This window comes from Georgenia deserti, from assembly GCF_042680605.1.
In the GTDB taxonomy this organism is placed as follows: Bacteria; Actinomycetota; Actinomycetes; order Actinomycetales; family Actinomycetaceae; genus Allobogoriella; species Allobogoriella deserti.
This window is the reverse complement of record NZ_JBHUEE010000001.1, coordinates 568,677-583,865: the sequence shown is the minus strand read 5'-3', so window position 1 is coordinate 583,865 and position 15,189 is coordinate 568,677. Positions and strand designations below refer to the sequence as shown.

Genomic DNA, 15,189 nt, shown 5'->3' with positions numbered 1-15,189 from the left:
ACGGGATGGCTGCTGAGTCCGCCCGTCCGGCGTCGACCCGCGTGGACCGCTGGTTGTGGGCGGTACGGGTGTTCAAGACGCGTTCGCAGGCGACGTCGGCCTGCCGCGCCGGCCACGTGCGGGTCAGCGGTGAGCGGGCCAAGCCGGCGACGACGGTCTCAGTGGGCGACGAGGTCGTGGTGCGTGGCCTCGGACTGCCCCGTCCCGAGCGGATCCTCGAGGTGCGCGAGGTGCTCGAGAAGCGTGTCGGCGCTCCGGCGGCGGCGCGTGCCGTCATCGACCGCAGCCCGCCACCGGTCCCCCGCGAGGCCTATGCCGTGCCCCGGCGGGAGCGCGGGGCGGGCCGCCCGACCAAGAAGGAACGACGGGAGATCGAGCGTCTGCGCGGCTACTGACCAGCGCGCGGCATTGCGTGCGCCCGACCACCTACACCGCATCACCAGAGCGTCATCGGGTCGATGGTGGACCCGTTCTTCCACACCTCGAAGTGCACGTGACACCCGGTGACGGCGCCGGTCGCACCGGTGTAGCCGATGGTCTGGCCCTGGGTGACGGTCTGCCCCTCCGAGACGGCGAAGCCCGAGAGGTGGTTGTACACCGTCACCCAGGAGGACCCGTTGATCATGCCGTGGTTGATCATCACCTGGTTGCCGTGGGTGCCGTTGCCGTACGCCCCGCGTACCGCTGAGACGGTGCCGGATGCGGCCGCGCCCTGGGCCTCGCCGCAGCTCGAGCGCAGATCCACGCCGTTGTGCATGAACCAGCCACCGGTGATCGGGTACACGCGGTAGCCGTACGGCGAGGTCACGTACAGCGGGCTGACGGGCGGGGCGATGGACGACGACGAGCCGCCGCCCCCACCGGAGGAACCACCGCTCGAGGAGCCGCCCCCACCGGAGGGAGCGGACTGCTGTTGCTGTTGTTGCTGCTGCAGCTGCTGCTGGCGGCGCTCCTCGGCGCGTCGGCGCGCCTCCTCACGGCGCCGGTTCTCCTCGTCGATCCGCGCGATCTCCGAGGCGATCTGCTCCTGGTCCTGCTCGACCTCGGCCAGCTGGTCCTGGTACTCGGACTGCCGCTCCTCGAGCTCGGTGGACAGCTGTTCCATGTCCGCCTGGATCTGTTCGATCTCGGCCTTGCGTTCGGCGGCGGCGTCGCGGGCGTTGTTGGCCTGCACGACGGCGGCGTCGGCCTCGGCCTTCAATTCGTTGATGCGGTCCTGCACGGCGGCCTGACGCTGCTGCTGGTTGCGGGTGACCGCCGTCGCCTCCTCGAGCTCGTCGAGCACGCGCGTCTGGGACCGTACAGCCGAGGTGGTGACGGAGTAGGACTCCAGGAAGTCCTCGGTGGAGGAAGCGTCGAGGACCACGTCGAGCGTCGAGGCGGCGTTGTCGCCACGGTAGGTGCTGCGGGCCAGCTCCCCCATCGCCGTCTCGGTCCGGGAGATCTCCCGGTTCGCGGTGGCGATCTCCTCCTCGAGCGAGGCGGCCTCGGCCTCGGCGAGCTCGAGCCGGCCGGCCACCTGCTCCTGGCGGCGCTGCGCGGCGGCGAGCTGCTCCTCGGCCTCGGCCAGCTCGGCCTCCGCCTGCGGCAACCGCTCGCGGGCGTTCTCCAGCCGGAGGTAGGTCTCGGCGAGCTCGGCGTCGACACCCTCGAGTGAGGACTCCAACTCCGCCTGGCGACGCTCGGCCTGGCGCTGCTGCTCGACGAGGTCGTCCCGGTCGTCGGCCTGGGCGACGACCGGCGTCAGCAGCGTGAGTGCCAGGACGGCCGCCACGGCGGCGGTCGCTCGGTGGGCGGCGGAGGTGCGGCGGGGGGAAGAACGGCGCACGGTGACCTACCTCAGACTTTCGTATATCGGCCGAGTGTGACGATCGAGCTGATGCCGGCCAGCAGGATCGCCGCGAGGACGAGGAACGGGGCGATGGTGAGGACGTCACCGGTGTTGACGAACTGCACCCAGGGCGTGGAGGTGGCGAGCCAGTCCTCCACGAGGTACTGCACGCCCAGGTACAGACCGCCGGCGGCAAGGGCGGCACCTGCGAGGGCCGCGACCGCACCCTCGAGCATGAACGGCAGCTGGATGAAGAGATTGGAGGCGCCGACGAGCCGCATGATCCCGGTCTCGCGCCGGCGCGACATGGCCGAGAGCCGGATGGTGGTGGTGATGAGCAGGACGGCGGTGACGATCATGACGCCGGCGAGGCCGACCGAGAGCAGGGTCGCGCGGTTGAGGATGAGGAAGAGCGGTTCGAGCTGTTCGCGCTGGTCGACCACGACTTCCACGCCCGGCCTGCCGGTGAGCTCGTCCGCCACGATCTGGTACTGCTCCGGATCGACGAGCTTGACCCGGTAGGACACCTGCATCTGGTCCACCGTCACGGTCTGCGCCCAGACGGTGTCCTCCATCTGCTCCTGGAACGCCTCGTAGGCGTCCTCCTTGGTCTCGAGGTAGACCTCCTCGACGTAGGGGGCCATCGCCTCGGACTCGAGCAGCGCCCCGATCTCGTCGATCTGCTCCTGGGTGGCCTCGCCCGCGGCGCAGTTGGGGGTGGAGGAGTTCTCCGGGCACATGAACGCCGAGACCTCGACGCGGTCGTACCAGTCGGTCTTGAGGTTCTCGATCTGGATCTGCAGCAACGCCGCAGCGCCGACGAAGGTCAGCGAGACGAACGTCACCAGGGCGACGGAGATCGACATCGCCAGGTTGCGGGAGAGGCCCTGGAAGGTCTGGGAGAGGATGAACCGCAGTCGCATCGCGTCTGTCTCCTAACGCGCCGCGCCGTAGACGCCGCGGGACTGGTCCCGGACCATCACGCCGTCGTCGAGTTCGACGACGCGCTTGCGCATCTGGTCGACGATCTCGTCGTCGTGGGTGGCCATGACGATCGTGGTGCCGGTCCGGTTGATGCGGTCGAGCAACCGCATGATGCCGATCGACGTCGTCGGGTCGAGGTTGCCGGTCGGCTCATCGGCCAGCAGCACCGCCGGGCGGTTGACCATGGCACGGGCGATGGCCACGCGCTGCTGCTCACCCCCGGAGAGCTCGTGCGGCAGCCGCTTCTCCTTGCCCTCGAGACCGACCATCTCGATCATCTCGGGGACGGTGGTGAGGATGTGGTGGCGGGGTTTGCCGATCACCTGGAGGGCGATGGCGACGTTCTCGAATACGGTCTTGTTGTTCAGCAGCCGGAAGTCCTGGAAGACGGTGCCGATCTGCCGGCGCAGCTTGGGCACCTTCCACCGGGAGACCTGGCCGAGGTCCTTGCCGAGCGCGTGGATCCGGCCGGAAGTCGGACGCTCCTCGCGCAGCACGAGGCGGATGAAGGTCGACTTCCCGGATCCGGACGCCCCCACGAGGAACACGAACTCACCGCGCTCGACCTCCAGGCTGACCTGGTCGAGAGCGGGGCGCGCGCCTCGGGCGTAGACCTTGGAGACGTTCTCGAATCTGATCACGGCTAGCTCGGGCCAGTCTCGACAGTGGGGAGGTACAACTGCTGGCCTGGGCGCAGACTAGGCATGTGCAGCGTGTCATCAGCCGCAGACACGCCGCAGGACGCGTCAGGCGGCTTCGAGCTCCTGCTGCTTGCGCCAGCGGATGCCGGCGTCGATGAAGTCGTCGATCTCGCCGTCGAAGACCGCGGAGGGGTTCCCGGACTCATGCTCGGTGCGCAGGTCCTTGACCATCTGGTACGGCTGCAGAACGTAGGAGCGCATCTGGTCACCCCAGCTCGCCTTGACGTCCCCGGCCATCTCCTTCTGGGCGGCCTGCTCCTCCTGGCGGCGCAGCAGCAGCAGGCGGGACTGCAGCACGCGCAGCGCGGCGGCACGGTTCTGGATCTGGGACTTCTCGTTCTGCATCGAGACGACGATGCCGGTGGGGATGTGGGTCATGCGCACCGCCGAGTCGGTGGTGTTGACCGACTGGCCGCCGGGCCCCGAGGACCGGAAGACGTCGACCTTGATCTCGTTCTCGGGGATGTCGATGTGGTCCGTCTGCTCGATGAGCGGGACGACCTCGACGGCGGCGAAGGAGGTCTGCCGCCGGCCCTGGTTGTCGAACGGCGAGATCCGCACCAGCCGGTGCGTACCGCCCTCGACGGAGAGGGTGCCGAACGCGTACGGCGCCTTGACCTCGAAGGTGGCGGACTTCAGACCCGCCTCCTCGGCGTAGGAGGTGTCGAGAACCTGGGTGGGGTAACCGTGCCGTTCGGCCCAACGCAGGTACATCCGCAGCAGCATCTCGGCGAAGTCGGCGGCGTCGACGCCGCCAGCTCCGGCGCGGATGGTCACGACGGCCTCACGCTGGTCGTACTCGCCGGAGAGCAACGTCCGGATCTCGAGTTCGCTGAGATCCTTGCGCAACGACCTCAGCTCCTTCTCGGCTTCCTCGAGGAAGGCGGCGGCGTCGTCGCCCTGCTCCTCCTGACCGAGCTGCACGAGCGCCTCGAGGTCGTCGATGCGCTCCGCCATCTTCTCCACGCGTGCCAGATCGGTCTGCGCGTGCGAGAGGCGCGAGGTGACCGCCTGCGCGGCCTCGGGGTCGTCCCACAGGTCGGGGGCGGCGGCCTGGTCGGACAGCTCCGCCACCCGCGCGCGCAGCGCCTCCGGGTCCACCACGGCGCTGATGGACTCGTAGACGGTGCGGAGCTGAGCGATCTCGCTGCTGAAGTCGGTGGCCACGGGCCGCAAGGTTACGCGATCAGCCGAGCTGACGAGCACGAGCGAGGAACGAGCGGAGTGCGAGGAAGCGAGGCATCAGCCGAGCTGACGAGCACGAGCGAGGAACGAGCGGAGTGCGAGGAAGCGAGGAATCAGCCGAGCTGACGAGCACGAGCGAGGAACGAGCGGAGTGCGAGGAAGCGAGGCATCGGGCACTGCCTGGACGGAGGGGTCACGGGCGCCGGTAGGCCGGGGTGGCCAGGGCGATGACCACGAGCGCGACGACGACGGTCGTGAGCATCACCGCGGCCATCGCGATGCCGTCGCCACCCAGGGCGCCGACCACTGGAGAGATGGTGCCGGCCACGCCGGCCTGGAGGGCGCCGACGAGCGCGGCCGCCGAGCCTGCCCGCTCACCGTGCTGGGACAGCGCGAGCGCGGAGGCGTTCGGCATGAGCAGCGAGTTGATGGTGAGCATGAGGAACAGCGGCACCAGCAGCGCCACGAGCCCGCCGGTGCTGTGGTCGCCGCCGAGGGCGACGAGCAGCAGCCAGACGCCGAGCACCGCCGTCGTCGGGGCGATGACGCGGATCACCCCGAGCGGGGTGACGCGGCGCATGAGGGCGGCGTTGACCTGCGCCCCCGCGACGAGGCCGGCGCCGTTGACGGCGAAGATGAGCGCGAACTGGGTCTCGCCGAGGCCGTACTCCTCCTGGAAGACGAACGGCGAGCCGGCCACGTAGCTCATCAGCGCCCCCATGCCGAGCCCGGGCAGCACGGCGAGGGCCATGAAGTGCCGGTCGCGCAGGAGGACGCGGTACCCGCGCGCGGCACCGCGCAGGCCTTCGCTGCGGCGGCGGTCCGGCGGGAGTGTCTCCGGCAGCGCCTTGGACAGCACGAGGATGAGGATCGCGCCGAGCACGGCGAGAACCATGAAGGTGGACCTCCAGCCCCACCAGCCGGCGATCAGCCCGCCGGCGGTGGGCGCGAACAGCGGCGCGACGCCGATGACCAGCATGAGCCGGGACATCAGGACGGAGGCACCTGCGCCGGTGTAGCGGTCCCGGATGACCGCCATGGCGGTGACGGTGGCCGTGGCGTTCCCGATCCCCTGCAGGACGCGCAGCACCACCAGCGGCCAGATGCCGGGCGTGAGCGCGCACAGCACGGACATGAGGACGTGGACGGCGAACCCGATGAGGACCGGTCGGCGCCGCCCGAACCGGTCGGAGAGCGGGCCGGTGAGGAGCTGGCCGACGGCGCCGCCGACGAGGACGCCGGTGATGGTGGCCTGCACGAGGGTGTGGGAGGACTCCAGCTCCTCGGCCACCACCGGCAGGGACGGCAGGTACAGGTCCGTCGTCACGGCGGGCAGAGCCGCCATCGACCCGAGGATCAGCACCAGGGAGATGGGCGGCCGGGCCGTGGCGGGAAAGCTCACGGCCTTCATCGTCGCATGTCACGGCCGGACCAACGACCGGTGGCCGGTGGGCGGGGCCGGGGTGTCAGAGCGGTTCGAGCGCGGCGGCGACCTGGATCATCTGCTCCAGCACGGCCTGGGTGGCGGCGCGTGGCTCCGTGCGGGTGACCCGATGGCGCACGAACAGCCGGCGGTAGCCGAGGCCCGGCAGGGCTGCCCACTGGACGTTCTCGGGCAGATGGCGCCGGATGGCCAGTTCCGGCAGCAGGGCGATGCCGAGCCCGGCCGCCACCATGGACAGGGCGACATCGAAGTCGCGGTAGGTGTGGGCGGCCCGCTTGTCCAGCGACAGTTCCTTGGCGAGCCGGTCGAGCGCCCGCGCCGTGGCGTTGCTGTGCTCGGGGGCGAGCCACGTCCGGTCGGCGAGGTCCAGCAGCCCGGACGGTTCCGGGTCGGTGGCCGGCAGCGCCACCACCCACGGTTCGTCGAGGAACGGGACGTCACGCGTGCCCGGCGGAGCGGGTGCCGGTTCCGCCACGTCGTGCTCGGTGGCGAGCAGGTCGAGCTCTCCGCGGCGCAGGGCGCGCTGTCCCTGTTCCTCGGCGACCTCGTGCACCACCAGGTCGACGCCCGGCAGTGCCTGCTCGAGCTCACTGAGCAGCGGGACGAGTACGGCCCGGATGACGGTCTGGAACGCGCCGACCGTTACCACACCGGACACGTCGCCTTCCAACTCTGCCAGCGCCCGGCGAGTTTCCCCCAGCTCGGACTCGATGCGTTCGGCCGTCTCGGAGAGGAGTTTGCCCGCCGGGGTGAGGGTGGCGCCCGCCGGCTGCCGGTCGAGGACCTTCACCCCCGCCTCGGCCTCCAAACGCGCGATTTGCTGGGACACGGCGGACGGGCTGACATGGAGCATGTCGGCGGCCGCGAGGACTCCTCCGGACCTGCTGACGGCCAAGAGAAAACCAAGGCGGCGTGGGTCGATGTCCATGAAGAGCAACTTTACACCGGATGCGCAAAGATTCGATTGCCCTTCACGCGACGAAGGCGCACCATGGATGACGTGCAGCAGCAGATTCTCACCGTTCTCGCAGTGATCGGCTGGATCGGCGTCGCCATCCAGCTGATCGCTTACGCGCGCCTGTCCAGCGGTCGGTTGCGTGCCTCGTCGGTGAGCTATCAGGGCCTCAACGTCATGGGGGCCCTGGCCGTCGGCGCGAGCTCGGCCGCTTCCGGTGCGTGGCCCTCCACCGTCGCGAACATCATCTGGGTCGGGATCGGGGTGGTCGCGATCCTCGCGTTGCGGCGCCAGATCATCGAGCGCCGGATGGCCGCGGCACGCCGGATGGCGCGCCGCCGCGCGGCCGAACTCATGGAGGTGCGCCGCCGCCGCGGTACCCGCCGGTCCGTGGTCTCCCCCGCCGGCTCGACGGCGGAGGCCGCAGAGCAGGTGGCTGACCTCGGCGACGGCGAGGGCCCGGCGTCGGCTCAGCCGTCCCCCGAACGTTCGACGCCCGCCGCCGGCAATGCGTCGACCCGCCCGGCCGGCCGCCCCGGCCAGCGGCGTCGCCGGCGGTCCACCCTCGCCGCCTGACCCCACCCCCTCGCGAGTCGTCACTCTTGTGCCGACTCGTCACTCTTGTGCCGAGCTGTCACCGCTGTACACAGAGGGGCTCTGCACAGCGATGCGGCGTCATCCTTGTTCACGAGGCAGAACGATGTCCTCGAGCTGCAAGAGCGGCGTCTCGGGGGCCCGATCGGTACGCAATCGCGCGTGGGTTTCGACGTCGTATCGCTGGCTCCCGTAACGCAGCTTGGCGCGCTCGAGGCCTTCGACCACGAAGCCCGCGCGGATGGCGACAGCACATGAGGCCGGGTTGTTCACGCGATGTCCCAACTCGAGCCGGAACAGGTCGAGCTCCAGGTATACCCATTCAGCGGCGCTGGCGACGGCTTTCGCCGTCGTGCCGCGGCCGCGAAGTCTGCACGTCATCCAGTACGAGATCCAGGCAGTCTCATGACGTCGATCGATAGAACTGATGCCGACGTTGCCGACAGCGAGGCCATCGTCGACGATCGCAAGATTGAGGTACGGGGCGTCTTGCCCGGCGAGCACCGTACGGATCGCTGTCGCGCACCCGTCGCGGTCGTGCAGTGGGAGATCCGGAAGCTGGGCCTCGAGATCCGGGCTCTCCGCGACGGCCGCACGGAGGGCGTCGGCGTCGTCGACGCGCCAGGAACGCAGGACCGTCGTCATGGCCCGCTGGTGAGCCGGTCGAGTTCACGGCGCACGTCGGCGACGGCGTCGTCGGCCTCCTCGGCCGCGGCGACCGCCGAGTCCCGGGCGTCCTCGGCGGCCTCGAGACGGTCCTCGGTGGACATGAGCGCGTGCTCCTGGTCGACGAGCCGGCGCCGCAGCTCATCGATCTCCGATCGAAGCTGTAGCGCGCGAGCCTCGAGCTTGGCGACTTTCTCCTCGTGCTTGCCACGTTCGCGCTCGGCTCTACGGGCCTGTCGCTCGGCGTCGGCGAGCGCGGCTTCGGCCCGCTCGACGGCGGCGCGGCGCTCGGCCTCCTTGTCCTTCTCGGCGGACTTCTTCCGACCGCCCTTCTTGGGCCGGGCCGGGGACCGGTCGCCCACCGCTTCCGGCACCGCCACGACGCCATCCAGGTCGACGGACTCGAGGCCGCTGCTGGCCATGGGTTGGACGAGCAGTCCCGTGCGCAGCGCGGCCGCTGCCTGCTCGTCCGCCATAGCCGCCTGCAACGACTCGGCCGTCTGATCCGCGACGCCGGAACTGATCTGCTGTCCCAGATCGTCGGCGAGGTCGCGGCCCTTCTCGACCACTGCGCTCAGCAGGCGGCGTCGTTGCTGGCCCAGCTCCCGTAGTTGCGAAGCGTCGAGGTCGTTCTGCGCCTGTCGCAGGGTCTCGCCCAGGTCCAGCACCTGGCCGATCTCGTCGGCCATGTGACGGACCATGATGTTGGCCAGCCAGGCCGCGAGTGAGGGCTTCGCCAGACCTTGGATCGCCCACGCCAGATCGGTGTCACCGTCCTTGCGGGCCTGCTTGGCGCGCGTGTTGCGGGTGGGGACGAACTCGCCGAGCGGCAGGCCGTAGAGCTCGTTCGCGACGGCGACGAGGTCGGAGGGCTGCTCGGGCATGCGCCCATTCAATCGGATCCCCAGCGGTGGGTCTCTGCGATAAGCCCCATCGCCCTTGCCACCTCCAAGCTATAGCGCAGGCGGGGTCTTGCGGCAAGGCCCCATCGGTGCACGAGACTGCTCAGCCTCCGAGCAGAGAGCAGGTTGAGATGCACGATGTGACCGTCGTCGGCGGGGGTCCGACCGGGACCATGCTGGCCATCGAACTGCGGCTCCAAGGCGTCGACGTCGTGGTGCTGGAGAAGGATCTCGAGCCGACCCAGGCGGTGCGTGCGCTGGGCCTACACGCCCGGACGATCGAGATCCTTCAGCAGCGGGGAATGGCGGATCGGGTCCTCGCCCTGGGCCAGACCTATCCGCTCGGTGCGCACTTCGCCGGGATCGCCAAGGACCCGCCGGACCTGGACACCACTCATCCGTACGTCCTCGGCATCCCACAACCCGTCACGGAGCGGGTGCTGCGCGAACGAGCGGACGAGCTCGGTGTCGAGCTGCGCCGCGGCTGCGAGCTCGTGGGACTGGTCCAGGACGCGCACGGGGTGAGCGCCGAGCTCGCCGACGGGCGGCAGATCCGCGCGCGGCACCTCGTCGGGTGCGACGGTGGACGCAGTACGGTCCGCAGGCTTGCCGGCATCGACTTCCCGGGCGAGGCCGCCACCAACGAGTGGCTGCGGGGCGAGATGGAGGTGAGCGTGCCGGCCGAGGCGGTCGCGGCGGTCGTCGACGAGGTCCGGAGGACGACGCGGGGGTTCGGTGTGGGTCCGTCCAGTGACGGCGCCTACAACGTCGTCGTGCCGGCCGAGAGTGTCTCCGCGCGCGGAGCGGGGCCACCGACCCTGGAAGAGGTCCGGGAACGGCTCCGCGCCGTCGCAGGAACCGACTTCGGTGTGCACTCCCCGCGTTGGCTGAGCCGGTTCGACGACGCGACCCGGTTGGCGGAGCACTATCGGGCAGGCCGGGTGCTGCTCGCCGGCGACGCGGCGCACGTCCATCCGCCGATGGGCGGCCAGGGACTCAACCTCGGCGTGCAGGACGCGTTCAACCTGGGCTGGAAGCTGGCTGGCGAAATCTCCGGCTGGGCGCCGCCCGGCCTGCTCGACACCTATGAGAGCGAGCGCCGGCCCGTCGCCGCCGACGTACTCGACAACACCCGCGCCCAGTCGGAACTGCTGCGGCCCGAGCCGGGTCCGCAAGCGGTACGCCGCCTGCTCTCCGAGCTCATGGACCTCGAGGGCGTGACGCGCCATCTGGTCGAGAAGGTCACCGCAACCGGGATCCGATACGACGTCGGCACCGGCCACGCCCTTCTCGGCCGGCGGCTGCGCAACGTCCGGCTCACCGACGGCGACCTGTACGCTCACCTGCACGCCGGGCGGGGGCTACTGCTCGACCGGACGGGAACGCTCAGCGTCGACGGGTGGGCCGGCCGCGTCGATCACCTGACGGACGGCAGCGAGGAGCTCGACGTTCCGGCGGTCCTGCTCCGGCCCGACGGGCACGTCGTCTGGGTGGGCGAGGATGTTGAGGATCAGGGCGGTCTCGAGGAGCGGCTCCGCCGCTGGTTCGGCGAACCGGAGACTCGCGACCGAGCTCGGTCAGCGCCTGTGGGCGAGAGCTCGTGACGGCCGGCCGCACGCTGGGCAGTCGTTCGTCGAGCGTCCCCGAAATCACCCGGCCCGTGCGGTCGAGGTCACGCGGAGCGCGATGCCGTCGCTCCAGGGCACGAGCACCCAGGGAACCAACGGCGGGCGTGCCACGGCCGCCAGGGTGACCTGCGCCGTCGTCCCGTCCGGGGTACCGGTGGGCTCGACGACGGCAAGCTGGTCGAACTCGGCGAGCAACGCCGCCGGGGTCTGGTCGAGGTATTCCGAGACCGCGTCGTCGACGGAGGCGTCGGAGATCGGGATCCGGTCGCCGGCGGGCGGGTCGGTGAAGTACAGCTCCTCATCCAGCGCGTCGGCGGCGTCGACCGCCGCTCCGTCGGCGAGCGAGAGCAGTCGCTTCCGGTCGATGTACACGGAGGTCGCGCTCGCCACGGCGAACACAAGCGCCAGGACGAAGGCGGTCAACGCGGCCGTGAGCACCATGATCTGCCCGCTGTCGCGGGCTGGAAACGCGAGAGCGGCGCGCGTCATGCGGTTTCCCGGAACTGCGGCACGGCGACGACGTGCGCCGCGCTGACCGGGACAGCGGCCGGCACGACGTCGCGCACGATGTCCGGCACGAGCGGCAGGTCGACGTGGGTCGCGACCTCGACGGCGACGTGAGCGCCGGGTGACAGACACGGGTCCTGCGAGCACTCGACCGCGAGGGCACGAGCGCCGTCGACCTCGATGCCCTGGTCGTCGAACGCGAGCTCCACCGCACGAGTCGCCGTGGCCATGCCGTCCTGGAACGAGTCGGCCTGGGCCAGATGCCGGCCCGCCTCACGCGCGGCGCCCTCGGCCGCGAAGGCCGCCGCCTGGACCTGAGCCAGCGTCAGCACCAGGTACACGGCCGGGACGAGCATCAGCACCGTGACGGCGAGGAACTCGATCGTCGAGCTCCCCCGTTCACCGTCGGTACCGAAGCGCGGCAGAGCGGACAGTCTCACGGCCCGTCCTCCTGGATGGCATGGCCACTGACCTCGAGCACTCCGCTCGGACCGAGCAGGCCGATCACCGGCAGCGGCGCACTGACGTCGACCCGTACCAATGTGGCTCCCGAGACCTGGACCGTGGTGGCGCTGACGTGGTCGGCGTAGCTCGAGGACAGTCCGGCACTGATCAGCTCGCGCGTGCGTTCGACGCCCGCGGCGTGACCGGCACCGGCAAGGGCCGCGTGGCGGGCGCCCTCAGCGGCCGAGTCGATGAGGGTGTTGCGGACGTGCAGGCCGAGTACCACCTGGACGAGTGCCACCACCAGTACGACGACCAGGCCGGAGACCATCGCAAACTCCGCGACCGCCGAGCCACGCTCCCGATCCACGCCACCGTCCCGGCCCCATCGGGCACGACGAGCCGTCACCGGAGTGCGGAACACCCGACTCAGGTGTCGAGCACGCGCTGGATCGCGGTCTCGAAGACCTGCTGGAGAAGCGGCCCGGCGATCGCCCAGATGGCGACGACCAGACCCGCCGTCATCAAAGTCACGAGGACCCAGCCGGGCACGTCGCCGCGCTCGGGGTCGTCCTGGGGCGACCAGCCGAGCTTGGTGGCAAGGAGTGTGAAGAGAGTGGTCAGCATCGGGTCTTCCTTCGGGGTCGGATGGGTGGGCGAGCACGGGCGGCGGTGATCGTGGTGGGTCGTTCATAAGCCCACCTCGAGCACGGCCACTCCGGGAAAGATCGCGAACACCACGGTCACCGGCAGGACCAGGAAGACGACCGGCACCATCATGCCGAGTTCCTTCTTCCCGCCGGTCTCCATGAGTTCCCGTCGCGCGCTCTCACGCGCGTCCTGCGCCTGCGCACGAAGCACGTCGGCAAGCGGCGTGCCGCGTTCCAGCGCCACACTGACGCCTTCTGCGAACCGGGCGATGGCGGCTTCGTCGGTGCGGGCGGCCATGTTCTCGAGGGCGACCGCCAGTGGAGTCCCCGACCGCGCCTCCGCCAAGGTCCGGCGGACCTCTCCGGTGAGCTCGCCGTGCGTAGTCCGGGACACCCGCTCCAGCGCCCCGATCGGTCCCTCTCCCGCCGAGACGGCCAGTGCGAGGAGTTCGGCGACGTCTGGGAGCTCCTGCGCCATGCGTTCCTGACGGCGGCGAGCCTGGCTTGTCAGTAGCTGGTCCCGAGCGACCGCACCGCCGAGACCACAGAGGATCACCCCGACCAGCAGCGGCACGAACGGCGCACCACGAACGACGCCCGCCGTGAGCGCGAGCAGTGTGCCCACGGCGAGGCCCACGGCCCCCCACATGAGCTGCTCGGTGCGAAACTGGTCGTGTGTCGTGCTTCCGCCGAGCAGCTGCAGGCGCCGCCGGATGCTCACCGACGACGAGCCCAGGCGCTCGAGGACACGGCCGGCGTCGTGGACCAGCGGCGCGAGGAGACGCTCGGCCGTCGGGAACGGGGTGTGCTGCGCCGCCTCCGCGAGCAGCCGTGAGGTTCGTGGCCGTTCGCGAAGGTACGGGGCGATCCGTTCGGACAGGGTGATCCGCCGCGCGGCCACTCGCCAGAGGACCAGGCACAGGCCCACTCCACCGACCAGGCCGACCAGGGCGCCCACCGCCGTCGGACTCATCGCATGACCCGCGCTTCCTCCGGAAGCCGGCCGATCCGGACCATGAGGACGTAGGCGAGCACGCAACACCCGGCACCGGCCAGGAGGACCACCACGCCGGCCGCGGAGTTGTACGCGGCGGCCGCCTCACCACGGGTGGACAGCAGGAGCAGGACGACCCACGGCGCAGCAACCGCCAGCCGAGCTCCGCCGACGGTCCAGGACTGCCGGGCCTCCAGCTCGCCCCTGGTGCGCAGGTCCTCGCGGAGCATGCGCGCGAGGGTCCGTAGCAGCCTGCCCAGATCGGTGCCGCCGACCTCGCGGGTTAGTCGCAGTGCCTCGACGATCCGGTCCGCCACCGGGTCGGCCAGCCGAGCCTTCAGCGCATCGAGTGATTCTCCGAACCGGCCCGTCGCCCGGTAGTCCTCCGCGAACTGGCGGAACTCACCACGTACCTCCTCCGGACCACGTTCCGAGAGCGCGATGAGCGCCTCAGGGAGAGCCAGCCCAGCGCGGATGGCGGAGACGAGATCGTCGATCACCTCGGGCCAGACCGCGCGCAGACGCACGCGCCGTCGTCGCGCACGTGCGCGCATGACCAGCGTCGGTGCGCCGGTGACGATCACCCCGAACGCCCCGGCGATCGGCGGCGAGGCAGTCAGCAATGCTCCGAGCACGAACGTCACGAGGCCCAGCACCGCCGAGGTGAGGACCAGGCCCGCCGGAGTGACGCGTGGGGCCCCGGCCTGGACCAGCATGTCCTGGGTCCGTTCCGACCAACCTGCCCGGGCGCGCCGGGTCGGCTCCGGACGTTCGAAGCAGGCGAACCAGATACTGAGTAACCCGGCCCCTAGCAACAGTCCGACGACAGCGCCCATGATCAGGCCGCACCGTCCGCGAGCAGGGCGGCCAGGTCGTAGCCAGCCCGGCGGAATCGTTCCTCCCCGGCAGGGAATCCGGACCGCCGCCGCAGCGCTCCGTCCTGACGGGCGAACAACTCACTGACCTCGACCACACCGTCCTCGACACGTCCGGTGACGCCCGCGATCTCACGCACACACCGGTGGCCGTCGCGGTCGAGCTCGAGGTGGACCACAAGGTCGATGGCCGAGGCCACGGTCGGGACGACGAAGGCCGCGGTGACGTTCTCGCCGGCGAGCAGCGGAAGAGTGCAGAGCTTGGTCACGGCCTCCCGTGCCGAGTTGGCGTGCAACGTGCACATGCCCGGGATGCCGGCGTTCAGAGCGACCAACATGTCGAAGGCCTCAGCCTCGCGCACCTCGCCGATGATGATGCGGTCCGGTCGCATACGCAGCGCCTCCTTGACCAGGCGCCGCAGCGGGATCTCCCCGGTTCCTTCCAGATTCGCCTGTCGGGTCTGCATCGCGACGACGTCGCGGTTGGCCAGCTGTAGCTCGAAGACCTCCTCGGCGGTGATGACGCGCTCGTGGGCCGGTATCGACCCGGCCAGTGCCGGGTCATGCTGAGACCGTCTTACCTGTAGCGCTCCGATAGGCGGGGCGGAGAGCAGGAAGGGCGAGGCAATGAGCGTCAAGACATGGGCAGATGGGTACGGCAGGTGGTACGCCACAGTGCCGGTCGGGCCGGATGCGCGGGAGCGGGCACGCGCCGCGATCGTGAACGAGCTGAAGCAGCGCGGCGAGCCGTACGCACGGGTCGAGATCATGGTCGACCCGGTGACGCCGACCAATCCCGCGACGCACGCGACGTACACGGAGGCGTGAT

18 protein-coding genes and 1 pseudogene are annotated in these 15,189 nt (G+C 70.4%); 4 read left to right on the top strand and 15 right to left on the bottom strand.

All coding sequences use genetic code 11. The features are described 5' to 3' along the window. Positions 1-5 precede the first annotated feature (5 nt). Positions 6-395 (top strand): RNA-binding S4 domain-containing protein, encoded by a 390-nt coding sequence (locus ACFSE6_RS02795; protein ID WP_388002173.1) that lies wholly within the window; start codon positions 6-8, stop codon positions 393-395. Positions 396-436: 41 nt separating this feature from the next. On the opposite strand, the gene ACFSE6_RS02790 is transcribed toward ACFSE6_RS02795, so the two are convergent. The 6 genes from ACFSE6_RS02790 to ACFSE6_RS02765 form a co-directional block, all read right to left on the bottom strand. Next, complete coding sequence (locus ACFSE6_RS02790) at positions 437-1,828, bottom strand: peptidoglycan DD-metalloendopeptidase family protein (protein ID WP_388002172.1); 1,392 nt, start codon at positions 1,826-1,828, stop codon at positions 437-439. An 11-nt stretch (positions 1,829-1,839) separates the two neighbouring features. Beyond that, positions 1,840-2,754: a permease-like cell division protein FtsX gene (gene ftsX, locus ACFSE6_RS02785; RefSeq protein ID WP_388002171.1), complete on the bottom strand. Its 915-nt coding sequence runs from the start codon at positions 2,752-2,754 to the stop codon at positions 1,840-1,842. A gap of 12 nt (positions 2,755-2,766) precedes the next feature. Continuing rightward, positions 2,767-3,456, bottom strand: coding sequence for a cell division ATP-binding protein FtsE (gene ftsE / locus ACFSE6_RS02780; RefSeq protein WP_388002170.1), 690 nt, complete (start codon positions 3,454-3,456; stop codon positions 2,767-2,769). A gap of 105 nt (positions 3,457-3,561) precedes the next feature. Then, on the bottom strand, positions 3,562-4,683 hold the full coding sequence (prfB, locus tag ACFSE6_RS02775; RefSeq protein ID WP_388002169.1) for a peptide chain release factor 2: 1,122 nt from the start codon (positions 4,681-4,683) through the stop codon (positions 3,562-3,564). 211 nt (positions 4,684-4,894) lie between these two features. Continuing rightward, positions 4,895-6,112, bottom strand: a complete 1,218-nt coding sequence (locus ACFSE6_RS02770) for a multidrug effflux MFS transporter (RefSeq protein WP_388002168.1) — start codon at positions 6,110-6,112, stop codon at positions 4,895-4,897. Positions 6,113-6,167: 55 nt separating this feature from the next. Next, the gene (locus ACFSE6_RS02765) at positions 6,168-7,073 is read right to left on the bottom strand and encodes a LysR family transcriptional regulator (protein WP_388002167.1); all 906 of its coding nucleotides are present in this window, start codon (positions 7,071-7,073) and stop codon (positions 6,168-6,170) included. A 63-nt stretch (positions 7,074-7,136) separates the two neighbouring features. On the opposite strand from ACFSE6_RS02765, the gene ACFSE6_RS02760 reads away from it, so the two are divergent. Continuing rightward, complete coding sequence (locus ACFSE6_RS02760; RefSeq protein WP_388002166.1) at positions 7,137-7,676, top strand: CBU_0592 family membrane protein; 540 nt, start codon at positions 7,137-7,139, stop codon at positions 7,674-7,676. Positions 7,677-7,775: 99 nt separating this feature from the next. Here ACFSE6_RS02760 and ACFSE6_RS02755 read toward each other — a convergent pair whose 3' ends face one another. Next, a complete protein-coding gene (locus ACFSE6_RS02755) occupies positions 7,776-8,339 on the bottom strand; it encodes a GNAT family N-acetyltransferase (RefSeq protein ID WP_388002165.1) in 564 nt (187 codons plus the stop codon). Next, positions 8,336-9,244 carry a hypothetical protein gene (locus ACFSE6_RS02750; RefSeq protein ID WP_388002164.1) on the bottom strand — a complete coding sequence of 303 codons (909 nt, stop codon included), beginning with the start codon at positions 9,242-9,244 and terminating at the stop codon, positions 8,336-8,338. The genes ACFSE6_RS02755 and ACFSE6_RS02750 overlap by 4 nt, the downstream gene beginning before the upstream one ends. 149 nt (positions 9,245-9,393) lie before the next feature. On the opposite strand from ACFSE6_RS02750, the gene ACFSE6_RS02745 reads away from it, so the two are divergent. Next, the gene (locus tag ACFSE6_RS02745; protein WP_388002163.1) at positions 9,394-10,866 is read left to right on the top strand and encodes an FAD-dependent monooxygenase; all 1,473 of its coding nucleotides are present in this window, start codon (positions 9,394-9,396) and stop codon (positions 10,864-10,866) included. 45 nt (positions 10,867-10,911) lie between these two features. On the opposite strand, the gene ACFSE6_RS02740 is transcribed toward ACFSE6_RS02745, so the two are convergent. The 7 genes and pseudogenes from ACFSE6_RS02740 to ACFSE6_RS02710 all read right to left on the bottom strand — a co-directional run. Continuing rightward, on the bottom strand, positions 10,912-11,379 hold the full coding sequence (locus tag ACFSE6_RS02740) for a pilus assembly protein TadG-related protein (RefSeq protein WP_388002162.1): 468 nt from the start codon (positions 11,377-11,379) through the stop codon (positions 10,912-10,914). Beyond that, complete coding sequence (locus tag ACFSE6_RS02735; protein ID WP_388002161.1) at positions 11,376-11,837, bottom strand: pilus assembly protein; 462 nt, start codon at positions 11,835-11,837, stop codon at positions 11,376-11,378. The genes ACFSE6_RS02740 and ACFSE6_RS02735 overlap by 4 nt, the downstream gene beginning before the upstream one ends. Continuing rightward, positions 11,834-12,211 (bottom strand): TadE/TadG family type IV pilus assembly protein, encoded by a 378-nt coding sequence (locus ACFSE6_RS02730; RefSeq protein WP_388002160.1) that lies wholly within the window; start codon positions 12,209-12,211, stop codon positions 11,834-11,836. Before ACFSE6_RS02730 ends, ACFSE6_RS02735 begins: the two co-directional genes overlap by 4 nt. 59 nt (positions 12,212-12,270) lie before the next feature. After that, the gene (locus tag ACFSE6_RS02725) at positions 12,271-12,468 is read right to left on the bottom strand and encodes a hypothetical protein (RefSeq protein WP_388002159.1); all 198 of its coding nucleotides are present in this window, start codon (positions 12,466-12,468) and stop codon (positions 12,271-12,273) included. Positions 12,469-12,531: 63 nt separating this feature from the next. After that, complete coding sequence (locus tag ACFSE6_RS02720) at positions 12,532-13,464, bottom strand: type II secretion system F family protein (RefSeq protein ID WP_388002158.1); 933 nt, start codon at positions 13,462-13,464, stop codon at positions 12,532-12,534. After that, entirely contained in the window at positions 13,461-14,321 is an 861-nt protein-coding gene (locus tag ACFSE6_RS02715) for a type II secretion system F family protein (protein WP_388002157.1), read from the bottom strand. The genes ACFSE6_RS02720 and ACFSE6_RS02715 overlap by 4 nt, the downstream gene beginning before the upstream one ends. A 2-nt stretch (positions 14,322-14,323) precedes the next feature. After that, positions 14,324-14,953, bottom strand: a pseudogene (locus tag ACFSE6_RS02710) (CpaF family protein); the annotation flags it as partial. Between the two features lie 34 nt (positions 14,954-14,987). On the opposite strand from ACFSE6_RS02710, the gene ACFSE6_RS02705 reads away from it, so the two are divergent. Continuing rightward, positions 14,988-15,188 (top strand): hypothetical protein, encoded by a 201-nt coding sequence (locus tag ACFSE6_RS02705; protein ID WP_388002156.1) that lies wholly within the window; start codon positions 14,988-14,990, stop codon positions 15,186-15,188. Position 15,189 lies beyond the last annotated feature (1 nt).

Excerpts from the sequence above, each read along its gene's own strand:
- ACFSE6_RS02770 (WP_388002168.1), bottom strand. The coding sequence starts at position 6,112 with ATGAAGGCCGTGAGCTTTCCCGCCACGGCCCGGCCGCCCATCTCCCTG.
- ACFSE6_RS02740 (WP_388002162.1), bottom strand. The coding sequence starts at position 11,379 with ATGACGCGCGCCGCTCTCGCGTTTCCAGCCCGCGACAGCGGGCAGATC.
- ACFSE6_RS02765 (WP_388002167.1), bottom strand. The coding sequence starts at position 7,073 with ATGGACATCGACCCACGCCGCCTTGGTTTTCTCTTGGCCGTCAGCAGG.
- ACFSE6_RS02720 (WP_388002158.1), bottom strand. The coding sequence starts at position 13,464 with ATGAGTCCGACGGCGGTGGGCGCCCTGGTCGGCCTGGTCGGTGGAGTG.
- ACFSE6_RS02760 (WP_388002166.1), top strand. The coding sequence starts at position 7,137 with ATGGATGACGTGCAGCAGCAGATTCTCACCGTTCTCGCAGTGATCGGC.
- ACFSE6_RS02750 (WP_388002164.1), bottom strand. The coding sequence starts at position 9,244 with ATGCCCGAGCAGCCCTCCGACCTCGTCGCCGTCGCGAACGAGCTCTAC.
- ftsX (WP_388002171.1), bottom strand. The coding sequence starts at position 2,754 with ATGCGACTGCGGTTCATCCTCTCCCAGACCTTCCAGGGCCTCTCCCGC.
- ACFSE6_RS02795 (WP_388002173.1), top strand. The coding sequence starts at position 6 with ATGGCTGCTGAGTCCGCCCGTCCGGCGTCGACCCGCGTGGACCGCTGG.
- ACFSE6_RS02725 (WP_388002159.1), bottom strand. The coding sequence starts at position 12,468 with ATGCTGACCACTCTCTTCACACTCCTTGCCACCAAGCTCGGCTGGTCG.
- ACFSE6_RS02745 (WP_388002163.1), top strand. The coding sequence starts at position 9,394 with ATGCACGATGTGACCGTCGTCGGCGGGGGTCCGACCGGGACCATGCTG.
- ACFSE6_RS02705 (WP_388002156.1), top strand. The coding sequence starts at position 14,988 with ATGAGCGTCAAGACATGGGCAGATGGGTACGGCAGGTGGTACGCCACA.
- ACFSE6_RS02715 (WP_388002157.1), bottom strand. The coding sequence starts at position 14,321 with ATGGGCGCTGTCGTCGGACTGTTGCTAGGGGCCGGGTTACTCAGTATC.
- ACFSE6_RS02755 (WP_388002165.1), bottom strand. The coding sequence starts at position 8,339 with ATGACGACGGTCCTGCGTTCCTGGCGCGTCGACGACGCCGACGCCCTC.